The organism is Trinickia violacea (genome assembly GCF_005280735.1).
Taxonomy (GTDB): domain Bacteria; phylum Pseudomonadota; class Gammaproteobacteria; order Burkholderiales; family Burkholderiaceae; genus Trinickia_A; species Trinickia_A violacea.
In genome coordinates, this window is the sequence record NZ_CP040077.1 from 1512844 (window position 1) to 1526672 (window position 13829).

The following is a 13829-nucleotide window of genomic DNA, read 5'->3' on the forward strand; positions in this document are numbered from 1 at the left end:
TCCCCAAGGCCGTCACCGGCCCGATCTGCGCCCGAATGGCCTTAAGGTGCAATAGAGGCGTCTCCCTCGTGCACGTTGTACGTTTTCTTTTGCTCACATCGATTACGGTTTGTCACCAGAGCAGCGTCAACTCCCGTCATCCAGCCCGCGTTAAACGGGCAGCGCTGAACTTTCTCAGTCGCCACACAAGGAGTCAAACATGAAGACGATTTTCGCTGCTCTCGCTTCGGCCCTGCTGGTTTCGACGGCTTTCGCACAAACTGCTGCACCGGCAGCGGCGTCGGCCACTTCAACTCAAGCCGCCCAGGCCAACCTCAAGGCCAGCACCGAAGTGCAAACCGGCGCGGCGAAGACCGACGCTAAGACCGACGTATCGGCACAGGAAGCCGGCGCTGCGACCGACACCGACAAGGCGACCGCGAAGATGCACGCGAAGAAGACGTCGGTGGTGGCAACGGGCAAGCACGCTGAAAAGGCTACGGCCCACAAGGTCAACAAGAAGACGAGCGCTGTCGAAGCAGGCGCGGACAAGGCCAAGACCGACGCAGGCAAAGAAGCCGACACCGCGCCGGTCAAGGTCGATGGCGCAAAGGCCGATGCAACGATCAAGACGCAATAACGTCATCGGTCTTCGGCACATACCGGCCCGTCAGTCATACAGCCGGATCGTGCTGTTCAGGGCGAGTCGTCGGGCTCGCCTTTTTTTGACCGCTAGGTTCTATCTACGCGACTGTGCGCAACCTGCGATGGTCGCGACCTTCTCCTCGCCGGCGGCGCACCGTGCGCCCTATGAGCGCCCGGGTCTCGATGAGGCCTTGATCGGCGTCCGTACTCTGCAAGGTCTTCGACTGATTTCTAACAGATCTTCTTCTATCTATTCGTTGTGCCGGGTGTACGGTCGATCTGTTTGCCGCAATGTTGTTCGCTAGTGCGAGTGCAATTGATCACCCACGTAGCGGCGGCACTTCCCGTTGCGCTTTTTCTAAGATCCACCCCGGCGGCTCTTCTGTTGAGTGGAGCTTGAGATCCGAAAGGCGAGTTGTCAGATCGGCCTGTTTCTTTGGTAGCGTTTTCTCGTCCGCTACCAGCGCCAAACCGAACTCGTCTGCCATGACAGCGTATCGCCACCGGAGACGGCGACATTCGGTTTGGTGTGGCTCGCAATGCAATGCAGTGTGAAGCGCAGCGATCATGGAAGCCACGAACGATAGAACAGCGCTTATGTGTTCCCAAGGTATGCCAAATACATCGTGACCCCGAAGCAGCGTAAAACCGGCGATGGCAGGCAGTGCTACGCCTGATATGACGGTCATCCACCGAATTGGCGTCAGAAAGCGAAGCCAAAGTTCGTAGGCGCGAGCTCGGACTAAGCATTCGCGGCGCCTCTCATTGAGAAGCGCGACGATTTTATTCGCATCATTTGACATGGTCCCTCCTCAGGTAACGCCGCTGGAGCTAGACTTCGTCGAGCAGGCTGCCGACACGGATAGGTCGGGTAGGACGGCTTAACTCGGGCCGCCGCAACGACCGCTTCCGGCAGCAAAGCGGCACTTGCGCGGTCACGCCGGCCGGCAAGCGTTCGGCCGTATCGGATGCTCGGGGTGGAACGACCACGAAATCGAGCCGGAAGCAGAGCCCATACCCTTCATCGGGCAATGGCTTTTCCTCGGCGTCACCTGTTAGCGCTTGTGCCTATCGATGGTCGATATCGCGGTCTACTTGTCGGTGGATTTGCCGTAGTTCTGAGCGAGGTAGTTCACGATGATCTCCACGTCTTCTTGAGGAATCGGCGCACCAAATACGTTGATCATCTTGGCGACTGACGTGCCCCATCCGGCCTTGTTCAGAAAGGGCGAGTTCATCGGGATATAGTCGAGGCTGTGACAGGTGGCACACTGCATCGCCTTGTCTTTGCCTGGTCCTTCTTTCAGCACGACCTCCGATTCCTGCGCCGTTGCGGCATCGACAAGAACGAGCACGAGGGACAATGCGGTGGCAACCATTCTCGTGAGCGTGCTCATACCACCTCCACGTACAAGCGCTGGATCACGTTGTGGTGATAGCCTGCGGGATTGTGAATGAGTCGCTCGACCTGTGTTTCCCCGGAGCGGCTGGTGGCGCGCGCCATCACCACCATCGAACCGCGCTCGCGCGCCGGCACGACGAGCGTGAATTCGCGGAACGAAAAACGGCCAAGATCGCGGCCAAGTTTTGCTCGCTGCCAGCTCGCGCCAAAATCGATCGACACCTCGACGCTGTCGATGCCTGCACCGCCATCCCAGGCAATGCCTTTCACTTCGATCGGCTTGCCGTGCGGAATTTGCTGCCCGCTCATCAACGAAGTAATGAGCGAGTTCACTACCATGGTGGTGATCGGCTCACTCGCACCCGTCACCTGCGATTTGAAACTCGGCGTCTTGAACTTGCCGCGCGGCAGTCGGTACGCGGTGCTCATCCAGAAGTTCTGCTCGGGCTTGGACACCAACCTGACGCTGATCAATTGTTTGACCCAGTAGGTACCCGTCCAGCCCGGCACGACGAGGCGCGCGGGAAAGCCGTTCAAGTGCGGCAGGGGCTTGCCGTTCATCTCGAACGCGATCAGGGTGTTCTCGTCGAGCGCAACTTCCACCGGTAGAGATTTGACGAAGGGGGGCGTCTTCTCGATAACGGCATGGTCTGCTGGTCCGAACACCACCTCGAGTGCATCGCTCTGCACGCCTACCTTCGCGAGGATGTCCTTCAGGCGCACGCCGCGCCAGACCGCATTGCCCATCGCGCCCACGCCCCACTGGACACCGGCAACGTGCGGCTCGAACAGGCCGCGGCGGTTGCCCGAGCACTGGCACACCGCTGTAATCTCGGCCGGCTCGAAATCCTTCTTGAGTTGATCCAGCGTGAATTCGAGCTCGCGTCCGGCACTTTCGCCGCCGACGCTGAGCCTCCAATCGGCGGCTCGCACCTGCGCAATCCCGGCCAGGTGATAGCGCACGAAAAAAGCGTTGTTTGGTGTAATCGGCGTGCGGAAATACTCGATTGGCGTCTCGAAGTTGGGCGGTCGATAAGTCTTCTTGATCAGCGGCACCTTGCCCGGCAGCGCGTAAAGATGCTGTTCGGCAAGCGCACCGGCGGGAATCTCGGCGAAACCGGATGCAGCCGAGCTGCCCACTTCGGCGGCCAAAATCCGCAGCGGTTTCAGGGCCGCAAGGGAGCCCGCTCCGGCAGCGCCGAACAGCAGTCTGCGGCGCAATCCACTGTTAACGGATTTTTTCATAGAACGCGCTCCGCAGGCCGGTAGCTGGAGCTTACTTCGCGCTGATGCAGAGGCGAACTAGGGTTGACCCCGTTTGGGTGGATGGTGTCCGTTGTCCGGCTGGAACGGACAGATGGACGTCCGGTTGTGAGCAGGAGGGGAGGACCGCTCATGGCCGATCTCGGAAGTCCATCAGCGAGGTGGTGGGCGCCGCCCCTTCTGCCTGCTGACCTTCCGTAATCGACCCTGAACGGACGGTGGGCCACGTGCCCCCCGATTGGCAGCTTCCGGGTGCATTGCGGTCGGTCACTTCTTTGAGTCGATCGGCAGGCCGCCGGTTCGAGCCTTGACGTAACCGCCGCCTGACCCGCAGGCTTGCCCGTCGCGTGCGAGTGCGCGCGACGCGACCGCTCTGGCGCCATCAGCGAGGCGCCGCGTCGTTCAGATAGATCCCCGCCGACAGCCCAGCCTTCACCTGCCGAGTGAATTCGTCAGTGGACACTTCCTCCGCGCCGGCTTCGATCGCGTCGAACGCCTGCCACACGTCGTCCGCCGGCGTCGCCTTCGGAACTTCCAGTCCGCGCGTCAGATCCGTATCGATAAGGCCGGCATGTAGCCCGACGACCTGCGTGCGCTGCTCTCGCAGCGATTGGCGCAGGCCGTTGGTCAGCGCCCACATGGCCAACTTCGACACGCCATAGCCCGACAGAATTGGCCGGTTCACCCAGCTCGCAACGGACAGCACGTTCAGGATCGCGCCGCCGCGGTTGGCGGCGAGAGTCCCCGCGAACGCCCGCGGCGTCGCCAGCAGCCCGAACACGTTGATTTCGAAGTGATCGCGCAACGCGTCGAGCGCGCCATCGTCAAGCAAGCTGCCGAACCGCGCAATGCCCGCAATGTTGATCAGCAGCGTGACGTCGCGCGCCGCGTCGGCTGCTGTGGCCACGGCCGCCGGATCAGTCACGTCGAGCTTCACGGGCACGACGACGCCTGGCAGCGGCACGTTCGCCGGATCGCGAGCCCCGGCATAAACCCTCCGCGCCCCTCTATCGAGCACCTGTTTCGTGAACTCGAGGCCAAGCCCGCGATTCGCGCCCGTCACGAACACCTTCGATTTTCATAATCTTTCCTTTCGCATGATGAATCGCATGCGCGCCGGCGTGCCGTACGCGTGAGATCCGATGGAAACAAGACAGCAGTCGCACACCCGCGTACTGAACCGTTGCGCCGCTCTTCCTGTGCACCAGTTGATCGCGTCGCGCAGTCGGCGCCGGACTGCTTTAGCCGGACGATTCGTGTCGTCTCACGCATCTCATACGCTATGCGTAGGCTATTGCTATGAAAAACATAGTGTCAACTATCAAAGCACGCATGCGATTAAATCTTTTGCGATTGACATCGTGAGTGTCTTTCTTCATTATTCGACGCAAGCGATTACATCGCATGCGATATACATCGTTTGACCCCCTTAGTTACTCAGGAATCCATCATGACCAAGATCGATCAAGTCCTCTTTTCTGGCAACTCCAATGCCACTGTCAATCACGACCCCGATGTCCAGCGCGGTGAGCACGGCGTCCTCGACCTCAAGCTGTCAGCGCTCAACGGTGAAAACCGCGATTTCATTGCCACCGAGCTGCACCCGCGAGCTGAACAATTGTTTTCGGGCGCGTGGTCGGCCTGTTACATCAGCGCGTTCGAGATTGCGGCCTCGATGAGGAAGGTCACGCTGCCGTCCGACTATTCCGTGGACATCAAGGTAAGTATCGGGACGGTCGGTAACGGTTTTTGCCTCGGCGCCCAGTTCACCATTCGCGCGCCGGGTCTGGCAACGGAAGTCGTCGAGGCAATCGCGAACCGCGCCCATCAGATCTGCCCGTACTCGAAGGCCGTGCACGGCAACATCGAGGTCGGCCTGAACGTCGTCACGGCGTAACCGAAACAACGCACACGATTACATCGCGCAACATTTAAATACGCTCAATACCCTCATAAACGTAGGAATCCATCATGGAAAAGATCGAAAAAGTCCTCGCCGCAGGCAACTCCCACGCCACGGTCAATCGCGACCCCAATGCCCAGCGCGGCGAGTTTGGCGTCTACGACCTCAAGCTGACCGCGCCCGGCGTTGATAACCTCGATTACATCGGCACCGAGCCGCACCCGAGAGCCGAGCAGTTGTTTGCGGGTGCCTGGTCGGCCTGTTACACCACTGTGTTCGGGATGGCGGCCCAGCTGAAGAAGGTCACGCTGCCGCCCGACTATTCCGTGGACATTCAGGTGAACATCGGGCAGACCGGTGCCGCATGGTTCCTCGGCGCCCAGTTCGACATCCGCGTGCCGGGCGTGGAAAAGGAAATCGTTGAGGAAATCGCGCACCTGGCCCATCAGATCTGCCCGTACTCGAAGTCTGTGCGCGGCAACATCGAGATCGGCACGAACATCGTCACGGCGTAATCCGCATGGGCACGTGCCTCTCTCTGGGGGCACGCGCCCTTCATTGAACATCTTTTAGGGAATTCCCATCACGAAGACTAAGCTCATCGTTGCCCTGCTCGTGCGTCGAAAGCGTCTGCGGACGTGCAAGCTGCCGGGGCCCGAGATCGCCCTGAACGCAACATTGGTCTACCAATCGCCTTAGGAGAAGCACCATGCCCGACTCTTCGCAGCTCGACATCGACCGCAGCTATCCGGGCCGGTGGACAATCACCTTTAGCAACCCGCCGATCAACATGTTTGTTCCTGCGACGATCGTCGAATTGGGAGCACTATTGACCGACCTTGAGTCGGACCCGTCCGCGAAGGTCGTCGTGTTCCAGTCGGCGAATCCCGATTTTTTCGTCGCCCATCTTGACGTAGCCAAAGCAGCCGAACGGCCAGAGGTGCTGGGCCTTTGGCGCGACTTCGTGCTGCGCCTCTCGTCCACGCCGGTCGTGAGCATCGCCAAGATTCGCGGGCGCACGCGCGGCATCGGCAACGAGTTCGTGCTGGCCTGCGACATGCGCTTCGCCAGCAGGCAGGGTGCCCTATTTGGTAACCCCGAGGTCGGCGTCGGCCTGGTCCCGGGCGGCGGAGCGCTAGAATGGCTGCCGCGCCTGGTCGGCCGTTCGCGGGCGCTTGAGATTATCCTCAGCGCCGACGACTTCGATGCCGACGTCGCCGAACGCTATGGCTGGGTGAACCGCACGCTGGACGATGACGACCTCGATTCCTTTGTCGATACGCTTGCCCGACGTCTGGCCTCATTCGACCGTGAAACACTCGGCGCCGCGAAAGCCCAGGTCAATCGGTTTGGAACGCCGACAGCTGCTGAACTCCAGTCGAGCATCGACCTGTTCTTCCCGGCACTGGCCTCGCCAAGTGGGCAGGCGCGCCGCGCCAAGCTCCGTAGCCTGGCCTACGGAGTTCCGGGCGACTTCGAAATGAACTTCGGCAGGTACCTGCCTACGCTAGGGCGGGCAGGCGACGATGACACGGACCCGCCACTCGCCGGCGCACCGAAGGGCTGAGCCTCTTCGTGCAATTCGTGGGGCGCCCGCCGACGCGGCGCGCCGCAGCCTGTTTGCACCCACCCAGCGCTCCCCGAGCGGCGGGCGGCGTCTCGGCTATCCGAAATGCCGCGGTGTTGTTTGTCCAGCGCTTCCAACGGTAGTCCTGCAGCTGCGAATACTCGGGCGCAACCCCGCCGTTTGATGGCCACCGCCGAATTTGCTCGGAAACCTGTGACTTTCGTCGATAGATGGCGGGGAATTTTCGACGCTATGTGGCGCGAATAGGCGCACCCCAATGGCATTTCGACAATGCATTTTTGAAATAACAATCCAAGCTCCAGTCAACGACCGAGATGGAATGGACACCGTCCTCCCTTCGGGGGCGCAGGGAGGGTGATCGACATGATCGCGAGCGTAAGTCAGCTGTTTGGGCTGGAGCGGACTTTCGAACGTCCGCGCGAAGGTCTGGTTGGACGTCTCTGGCTGGCCGAAGCCGGCCGCACCCCGCATGAATGATGCGGTGGTGAACCGCATCGGCAATGATGTTGATATTGCTCAGCTGCTCAAACGCGAAGCGAGCGTGCGGCGACGCTCGCGGTTCACGGTGCCGCGACAACTCTACGGGCTAGTCAATTCGCGTCAAATCAATTGAACGAGTTTTCTTTCATATACAAAAACCCGGCGGTAGCATGATAGTTTACTTCCGTGACTTGTCGATCGGCTATATCTTTTGGGATAACTTGTGTGCGGGTAAGCCTTGCCTTGTTTTTGCCTTGAGTCCATCCCTCTTCGGACTTTTCCTGTGGATTGACAAAAATGTTCTTCAGATCCAATTTTTCATTTGGCGTACCCTGATTTTTAATTTCCATCCAGTTTCTGTTTTTATATCTCTTGTATAGATAGTTGGAAACAAAATGATCGGCAATTGGAGCGAAGTCATTGCCGGCTCCCAGTAAAAAGCGAGTCACATTTTGCGGGCAACGAAATGAATCGGTAATCAGCGGAGTCTCCTTGCGCGTCCCACCCGTAGTCGGAAAACAATCCACTAGAAGTTGCCAGAGTCGCGTCGAGGTTTCGCCCTTGCTCATCACCATGTAGTCGACCGTTTTTGCGTACAGGTCAGGAACGGGTGTCGTTGTCGTACCGTTCAAAACTTGCGCAGCGACCAGCCATTGGAGGCTATGACTATGTTCACCATGATCGGCACTGATGGCATCTTTCCAAAATAACTTTGTCCTGACCAACGTGCCGAGAAGCAGATCATTAGCGATGAGTGTGACACTGTTAGGCGCTGTGTTGTAATCCGTGTCCAAGGCAAGCCCATGCTGAAAATTAAATCCGTATTGTTGCGCGAGCATGCCTATGCATCGCGTAAACAGATTACCAGGAGCTGGGGCGGGAACGAGCGGTGAATCGGCTGAGTGAGGATGCAAACTGGGCTGGTTGGTGATCGTGCGGTAGTTGTCCCACAAAGCCTTGGAAACCACGGCCAATCCTGCCTTGAATCGATCCTGACTCTCGAAAAGATCGAAAATTGCTCCGAAGTCCCGGTAGTCCGCTTGTAATACGTCCGTTTTTTGCTTCACAATTTCCCTGGGTTCGTCTTTCTTCTTTTTAGTTAGAAGGAATTTCATCTCCTCAATTATTTCGTGGCCGGGCATTCGTTTTCTCCTTGATTATCGCGATTGAATAATCCAGCACCCTTGCTGTGCAGTCGAAATTCAGCCTCAGACAAGTATAGGTAACTGAGCCAAAGGTTGCCTGCACTGCCACGTTAAAACACCGTAAGCGTGCAGGTGCCTAAGCAACTGGCTCGGGCCCGATGCGGCTCGCCGGGCTGGCCCGGCTCGCGGCGATAACCGTAGTCCTCGATCACGAATCGCCGACCGCCCCGTAGCCGCCGCCGCCCGGCGTTTCGATCACGAACACGTCGCCGGCCGCCATCTGCGCGCCGCCCACGTGCGCGATCGGCGCGATCGACCCGTCGGCCCGCTCGACGTAGTTGCGCCCCAGCGCGCCCGCGCATCCGCCCGCTGCGCCGAACGGCGCATACACGCGGTTGTTCGAGAGGATCGACGCCGTCATCGGTTCGAGGAAGCGGATCCGCCGGATCGCGCCGTTGCCGCCGCGCCAGCGCCCGTCGCCGCCCGAGTCGCCGCGGATGCGGTGCGATTCGAGCCGCACCGGATAGCGCCATTCGAGCACCTCGGGATCGGTGAGTCGTGAGTTCGTCATGTGCGTCTGCACCGCGTCCACGCCCGCGTATCCCGGTCCGGCGCCGCTGCCCCCGGCAATCGTTTCGTAGTACTGGTAAAGCGCATTGCCGAACGTGAAGTTGTTCATCGTCCCCTGGCTCGCCGCGACGCGGCCCAGCGCGCCATAGAGCGCGTTCGTGATGGCCGACGACGTCTCCACATTGCCCGACACCACCGCGGCCGGATACACGGGATTGAGCATCGATCCTTCCGGTACGCTCACAGTGAGCGGCTTCAGGCACCCCGCGTTAAGCGGAATGTCGTCGCCGACGAGCGTGCGGAACACATACAGCACCGCCGCCATGCACACGGCCTTCGGTGCGTTGAAGTTGTTCGGCAGTTGGGCGGACGTGCCGCTGAAGTCGATCTCGGCGCGCCGCGCTGCGGCGTCGACGCGGATCGCCACTTCGATCGCCGCGCCGTTGTCGAGCGCATAGCGATAGTGCCCGTCCTCGAGCGCGCCGATCACGCGCCGCACGGCTTCCTCCGCGTTGTCCTGCACGTGCCGCATATAGGCGAGCACGACGTCCTCGCCGAACTGCGCGACCATGCGGCGCAGCTCGTCCACGCCCTTCTGGTTCGCGGCGACCTGGGCGCGCAGGTCCGCCATGTTCTGCTCGACGTTGCGAGCGTGATAGCGGCCCGATGCGAGCAGCGCGCGCGTCTCCCGGTCGCGTAGCACGCCGCCCGAAACGAGCTGCCAGTTATCGATCAGCACGCCTTCTTCGTCGATATGCGCCGAGTCGGGCGGCATCGAACCCGGCGTGATGCCGCCAATGTCCGCATGGTGGCCGCGCGAGCCCACGTAAAAGAGCGGCTCGGCCGATCCATTGGCGAACACGGGTGTGATGACCGTCACGTCCGGCAGGTGCGTGCCGCCGTGATAGGGGTCGTTGAGCATGAACACGTCGCCGTCGCGCATCCGGCCGTGATTGCGCTCGATCACAGTGCGGATGCTCTCGCCCATCGACCCGAGGTGCACCGGCATGTGCGGCGCGTTCGCGATCAGGTTGCCGTCGGCGTCGAAGATCGCGCACGAGAAGTCGAGCCGCTCCTTGATGTTCACGGAGTACGCCGTGTTCTGCAGCCGCAGCCCCATCTGCTCGGCGATCGACATGAACAGGTTGTTGAAGATCTCGAGCCGTACCGGATCGGCCTCGGTGCCCAGCGAGCGGCGCGTCGGCAGCGGCACCACGCGCGTCAGCACGAGGTTGCCCGCTTCGGTCAGCTCGCCGCGCCATCCGGGCTCGATCACGGTCGTGCCGTTCTTCTCCGCGACGATCGCGGGGCCGTCCAGCGTGTCGCCCGCGAGCAGCGCGTCGCGCACGTAGAGCGGCGCATCGTGCCACTGGCCGCCCGAGTAGAAGCGCACCTGTGCATCGGCGCGCGGCCCGCCGTCCGTGCGGTCCGCGACGCGCGCGACATCGACGGGCGCATCCGATCGGCCGATCGCCTCGACCGACGCAAGCTCGATGATGAGCGGCGTGCCTTCCATCAGGAAAGCGTAACGCTGGCGATAGGCCTGCTCGAACGCCTGCCGCATGGCGTCGAGGCTGCCTGCCGGCACGGCGATCGCCGAATCGGTGCCGCGATAGCGCAAGTGCACGCGGCGCACGGTGTCGATGCGGGCCGACGGCACGCCCTGTTCGCGCAGCACGCCGGTCGCCTGGTCGGCGAGCGCATCGAGCGCGTCGTTCAGGCGGGCGAGCGAGGCCGGATCGAGTTCCGCCTCGATGGCGCGCTCGCGCATCGCGGTCTGGTCGGCGAGACCCATGCCGTAGGCGGAGAGCACGCCTGCCAGCGGATGCGCGAACACGCGGGTCATGCCGAGCGCGTCGGCGACGCCGCACGCGTGCTGGCCGCCCGCGCCGCCGAAGGTCGTGAGCACGTAGCGCGAGACGTCGTGGCCGCGCTGCACGGAGATCTTCTTGATGGCGTTCGCCATGCTGCCGATCGCGATCTCCAGGAAGCCCTCGGCCAACGCCTCGGGCGTTTGGCGGCGGCCCGTTTTCGCGTGAATCTCGTCGGCCAGCGCCGCAAAGCCCTCGGTCACGGTGTCGCGATCGAGCGGCGCGTCCGCATGCGGGCCGAACACGCGCGGGAAGTAGTCGGGCTGGATCTTGCCGAGCATCACGTTGCAGTCGGTCACGGCAAGCGGGCCGCCGCGGCGGTACGACGCCGGGCCCGGGTTGGCGCCGGCCGATTCGGGGCCGACGCGCAGCCGGCTGCCGTCGAAGGTCAGCACGGAGCCGCCGCCGGCCGCGACGGTATGGATGCTCATCATCGGCGCGCGCATGCGCACGCCGGCCACCTGTGTTTCGAACACGCGCTCGAACTCGCCGTTGTAGTGCGACACGTCGGTCGAGGTGCCGCCCATGTCGAAGCCGATCACGTGATCGAAGCCCGCCGCCTGCGTGGCGCGCACCATACCGACGATGCCGCCCGCGGGACCGGAGAGGATGGCGTCCTTGCCCTGGAAGGCGTCGGCGCGCGTCAGGCCGCCGCTGCTCTGCATGAACTGCAGGTTCACGCCGGGCATCTCCGCCGCGACCTGCTCGACGTAGCGGCGCAGGATCGGCGAGAGGTAGGCGTCCACGACGGTGGTGTCGCCGCGCGACACCATCTTCATCAGCGGCGACACTTCGTGCGACGTGGAGACTTGGGTGAAGCCGATGCGCTGCGCGAGCGCCGCGAGTGCGCGCTCGTGATCGGTGTAGCGGTAGCCGTGGATCAGCACGATTGCGAGCGATCGGATGCCGCTCGCGTAGACCGCCTCGAGCGCGGTCTGCGCGCGTCCGAGATCGATGGGCTCGACCACTTCGCCATGGGCGCTCACGCGCTCGTCGACTTCGACGACCTGCTCGTAGAGCGCCTCGGGCAGCACGATGTCGAGATCGAAGAGGCGCGGGCGGTTCTGGTACGCGATGCGCAGCACGTCGCGAAAGCCGCGTGTCGTGACGAGCGCGGTGGGCTCGCCCTTGCGCTCGAGCAGCGCATTCGTGGCGACCGTGGTGCCCATCTTCACCATCTCGACCTGGGCCGGCGTGACCGGCTCGTCGGGCGCGAGGCCGAGCAGGTGGCGTATGCCGGCGACGGCGGCGTCGCGGTACTGCTCCGGGTTCTCGGAGAGCAGCTTGTGCGTGGTGAGCGTGCCGTCGGGGCAGCGCGCGACGATGTCGGTGAAAGTGCCGCCGCGGTCGATCCAGAATTGCCAGCGCGGCGTTGCGGGGTCGGCATGCGAGAGGTGTTCGGACATGATGATCGAATCGAATGAGAAGACAGGGAACGGCAACAGCGGGGAAGGGCGAAAGCCGGATCGCGCGACGAAGCGGGGGGCGCGACCCTGTGCAATCCGCGCGGTCGAGTGGTCAGGTGATCAGGTGGACTCGAGCTCGCGGCCGCGGGTCTCGGGCAGCGTGAGCGCCGCGACGATCAACACGCCGTAGGCGGCGACCGCGAAGAGGCCGATGCTCGTGCCGAGACCGTACTGTTTGGCGAGTGCGCCGATCAGGAAGGGAAACAGAGCGCCGATCGCGCGGCCGAAGTTGTAGCAGAAGCCCTGGCCCGAACCGCGCACGCGGGTGGGAAAAAGCTCCGTGAGGAACGCGCCCATGCCCGCGAAGATGCCCGACGCGAAGAACCCGAGCGGGAAGCCGAGCCACAGCATCGCGCTATTGGACAGGTTCAGCGAGGTGTACGCGAACGCAATTGCCATCGAGCCCACCGCGAACAGGATGAAGTTCGGTTTGCGGCCCAGGCGGTCGGTCAGATAGGCGCTCGATAGATAGCCGACGTACGAGCCCACGATTATCGTCGCGAGATAGCCTCCGGTGCCCATCACCGTGAGATGGCGCTCGGTCTTGAGGAAGGTCGGCAGCCATGTCGTGATAGCGTAGTAGCCGCCTTGAGCGCCCGTTGTGAGCAGCGCGGCGCGCAGCGTCGTCGACAACAGCGTCGGCGAGAAAATTTCGACGAGGCGGGGTGGTTCGCCGTTGTCCTTCTGCGCGGCTCTGGCTTGCCGATAAATTTCGGGTTCCTTGACATAGCGGCGAATGGCCAGCACGAGGAGCGCAGGCACGAGCCCGACGATGAAGAGCGCGCGCCAGGCGAGGGAGACTGGCAGCACCGAGAACAGCCAGGCATACAGCAGCGCGGCGGCGCCCCAACCGATCGCCCAGCCGGCCTGCACGAGGCCCACGGCCTTGCCGCGGTCGCGAGCGCGGATCACTTCGCCGATCAGCACGGCGCCGGCCGTCCATTCGCCGCCGAAGCCGAAGCCCATCAGCGCGCGCGCCGCGAGCAGTTGCCCGTAGCTCTGCGCGAGCCCGCAAAGGCCCGTGAACAACGCGAACCAGAGCACCGTGATCTGCAACGTGCGCACGCGGCCGATGCGGTCGGACAGGATGCCGGCGAGCCAGCCGCCCGCGGCCGACGTGAGGAGCGTGAGCGTGCCGATGAAACCCGCGTCCGCGAGACTGATGCCCCACGTCGCGACGAGCGTCGGAATCACGAACGACAGCATCTGCGTGTCCATTCCATCGAGCATGTAGCCGACCTTGCAGCTCCAGAAGGCGTGACGCTCGCGTGGACCCGTGTCTGCGTACCACGCGAACATGCCGGTGGCGCCGGGCTGCTCGATATCGGCGGCCGGCGCCGCCACGGTCTTGCTGTCCATCTTTCGCTCCTTGTCGAAAAGCGCTTGAGGAATCCGCCGCACGAGGCGGGGAGGGGTCGCGTCGAGGACGCATGCTCCCCTCCGGGCGGCGCGGATCCTCGGTTCGCGGTGTGGCACCGCGAAAGGGGTGATAGCGGCGGCACCGCAGGAGGCGGCGC

The 13829-nt window shown here is 62.7% G+C and carries 12 protein-coding genes; 5 read left to right on the forward strand and 7 right to left on the reverse strand.

Annotation, left to right across the window (positions count from 1 at the left end; all coding sequences use genetic code 11):
* The first annotated feature begins 199 nt into the window (after positions 1 to 199).
* Positions 200 to 619 (forward strand): hypothetical protein, encoded by a 420-nt coding sequence (locus FAZ95_RS06935; protein WP_137331771.1) that lies wholly within the window; start codon positions 200 to 202, stop codon positions 617 to 619.
* Between the two features lie 325 nt (positions 620 to 944).
* Here the strand turns inward: FAZ95_RS06935 and FAZ95_RS39205 are convergent, their stop codons facing one another.
* The 4 genes from FAZ95_RS39205 to FAZ95_RS06950 all read right to left on the reverse strand — a co-directional run bounded on the left by FAZ95_RS39205 (position 945) and on the right by FAZ95_RS06950 (position 4358).
* Positions 945 to 1112 (reverse strand): hypothetical protein, encoded by a 168-nt coding sequence (locus FAZ95_RS39205; RefSeq protein ID WP_175425532.1) that lies wholly within the window; start codon positions 1110 to 1112, stop codon positions 945 to 947.
* 603 nt (positions 1113 to 1715) lie between these two features.
* Complete coding sequence (locus FAZ95_RS06940) at positions 1716 to 2021, reverse strand: cytochrome c (RefSeq protein ID WP_254699829.1); 306 nt, start codon at positions 2019 to 2021, stop codon at positions 1716 to 1718.
* The gene (locus FAZ95_RS06945; RefSeq protein ID WP_137331772.1) at positions 2018 to 3271 is read right to left on the reverse strand and encodes a molybdopterin-dependent oxidoreductase; all 1254 of its coding nucleotides are present in this window, start codon (positions 3269 to 3271) and stop codon (positions 2018 to 2020) included. Before FAZ95_RS06945 ends, FAZ95_RS06940 begins: the two co-directional genes overlap by 4 nt.
* Before the next feature lie 400 nt (positions 3272 to 3671).
* A complete protein-coding gene (locus tag FAZ95_RS06950; protein ID WP_137331773.1) occupies positions 3672 to 4358 on the reverse strand; it encodes an SDR family oxidoreductase in 687 nt (228 codons plus the stop codon).
* 381 nt (positions 4359 to 4739) lie between these two features.
* On the opposite strand from FAZ95_RS06950, the gene FAZ95_RS06955 reads away from it, so the two are divergent.
* From FAZ95_RS06955 to FAZ95_RS39210, 4 genes are all read left to right on the forward strand, one after another.
* Positions 4740 to 5186 carry an Ohr family peroxiredoxin gene (locus tag FAZ95_RS06955; protein WP_137331774.1) on the forward strand — a complete coding sequence of 149 codons (447 nt, stop codon included), beginning with the start codon at positions 4740 to 4742 and terminating at the stop codon, positions 5184 to 5186.
* Between the two features lie 74 nt (positions 5187 to 5260).
* Positions 5261 to 5707 carry an OsmC family protein gene (locus FAZ95_RS06960; RefSeq protein WP_137331775.1) on the forward strand — a complete coding sequence of 149 codons (447 nt, stop codon included), beginning with the start codon at positions 5261 to 5263 and terminating at the stop codon, positions 5705 to 5707.
* 194 nt (positions 5708 to 5901) lie between these two features.
* Positions 5902 to 6759, forward strand: a complete 858-nt coding sequence (locus FAZ95_RS06965) for an enoyl-CoA hydratase/isomerase family protein (protein WP_137331776.1) — start codon at positions 5902 to 5904, stop codon at positions 6757 to 6759.
* A 490-nt stretch (positions 6760 to 7249) separates the two neighbouring features.
* Positions 7250 to 7393 (forward strand): hypothetical protein, encoded by a 144-nt coding sequence (locus FAZ95_RS39210; RefSeq protein ID WP_175425533.1) that lies wholly within the window; start codon positions 7250 to 7252, stop codon positions 7391 to 7393.
* Here FAZ95_RS39210 and FAZ95_RS06970 read toward each other — a convergent pair.
* From FAZ95_RS06970 to FAZ95_RS06980, 3 genes are all read right to left on the reverse strand, one after another.
* The gene (locus tag FAZ95_RS06970; protein ID WP_137331777.1) at positions 7386 to 8402 is read right to left on the reverse strand and encodes a LirA/MavJ family T4SS effector; all 1017 of its coding nucleotides are present in this window, start codon (positions 8400 to 8402) and stop codon (positions 7386 to 7388) included. The two genes, FAZ95_RS39210 and FAZ95_RS06970, sit on opposite strands and share 8 nt — an antisense overlap.
* 211 nt (positions 8403 to 8613) lie before the next feature.
* Positions 8614 to 12252, reverse strand: a complete 3639-nt coding sequence (locus FAZ95_RS06975) for a hydantoinase B/oxoprolinase family protein (protein ID WP_137331778.1) — start codon at positions 12250 to 12252, stop codon at positions 8614 to 8616.
* A gap of 120 nt (positions 12253 to 12372) precedes the next feature.
* On the reverse strand, positions 12373 to 13671 hold the full coding sequence (locus tag FAZ95_RS06980) for an MFS transporter (RefSeq protein WP_137331779.1): 1299 nt from the start codon (positions 13669 to 13671) through the stop codon (positions 12373 to 12375).
* Positions 13672 to 13829: the final 158 nt, after the last annotated feature.

Excerpts from the sequence above, each read along its gene's own strand:
- FAZ95_RS06940 (WP_254699829.1), bottom strand. The coding sequence starts at position 2,021 with ATGAGCACGCTCACGAGAATGGTTGCCACCGCATTGTCCCTCGTGCTC.
- FAZ95_RS06975 (WP_137331778.1), bottom strand. The coding sequence starts at position 12,252 with ATGTCCGAACACCTCTCGCATGCCGACCCCGCAACGCCGCGCTGGCAA.
- FAZ95_RS06980 (WP_137331779.1), bottom strand. The coding sequence starts at position 13,671 with ATGGACAGCAAGACCGTGGCGGCGCCGGCCGCCGATATCGAGCAGCCC.
- FAZ95_RS39205 (WP_175425532.1), bottom strand. The coding sequence starts at position 1,112 with ATGGCAGACGAGTTCGGTTTGGCGCTGGTAGCGGACGAGAAAACGCTA.
- FAZ95_RS39210 (WP_175425533.1), top strand. The coding sequence starts at position 7,250 with ATGAATGATGCGGTGGTGAACCGCATCGGCAATGATGTTGATATTGCT.
- FAZ95_RS06935 (WP_137331771.1), top strand. The coding sequence starts at position 200 with ATGAAGACGATTTTCGCTGCTCTCGCTTCGGCCCTGCTGGTTTCGACG.
- FAZ95_RS06970 (WP_137331777.1), bottom strand. The coding sequence starts at position 8,402 with ATGCCCGGCCACGAAATAATTGAGGAGATGAAATTCCTTCTAACTAAA.
- FAZ95_RS06960 (WP_137331775.1), top strand. The coding sequence starts at position 5,261 with ATGGAAAAGATCGAAAAAGTCCTCGCCGCAGGCAACTCCCACGCCACG.
- FAZ95_RS06955 (WP_137331774.1), top strand. The coding sequence starts at position 4,740 with ATGACCAAGATCGATCAAGTCCTCTTTTCTGGCAACTCCAATGCCACT.
- FAZ95_RS06965 (WP_137331776.1), top strand. The coding sequence starts at position 5,902 with ATGCCCGACTCTTCGCAGCTCGACATCGACCGCAGCTATCCGGGCCGG.
- FAZ95_RS06945 (WP_137331772.1), bottom strand. The coding sequence starts at position 3,271 with ATGAAAAAATCCGTTAACAGTGGATTGCGCCGCAGACTGCTGTTCGGC.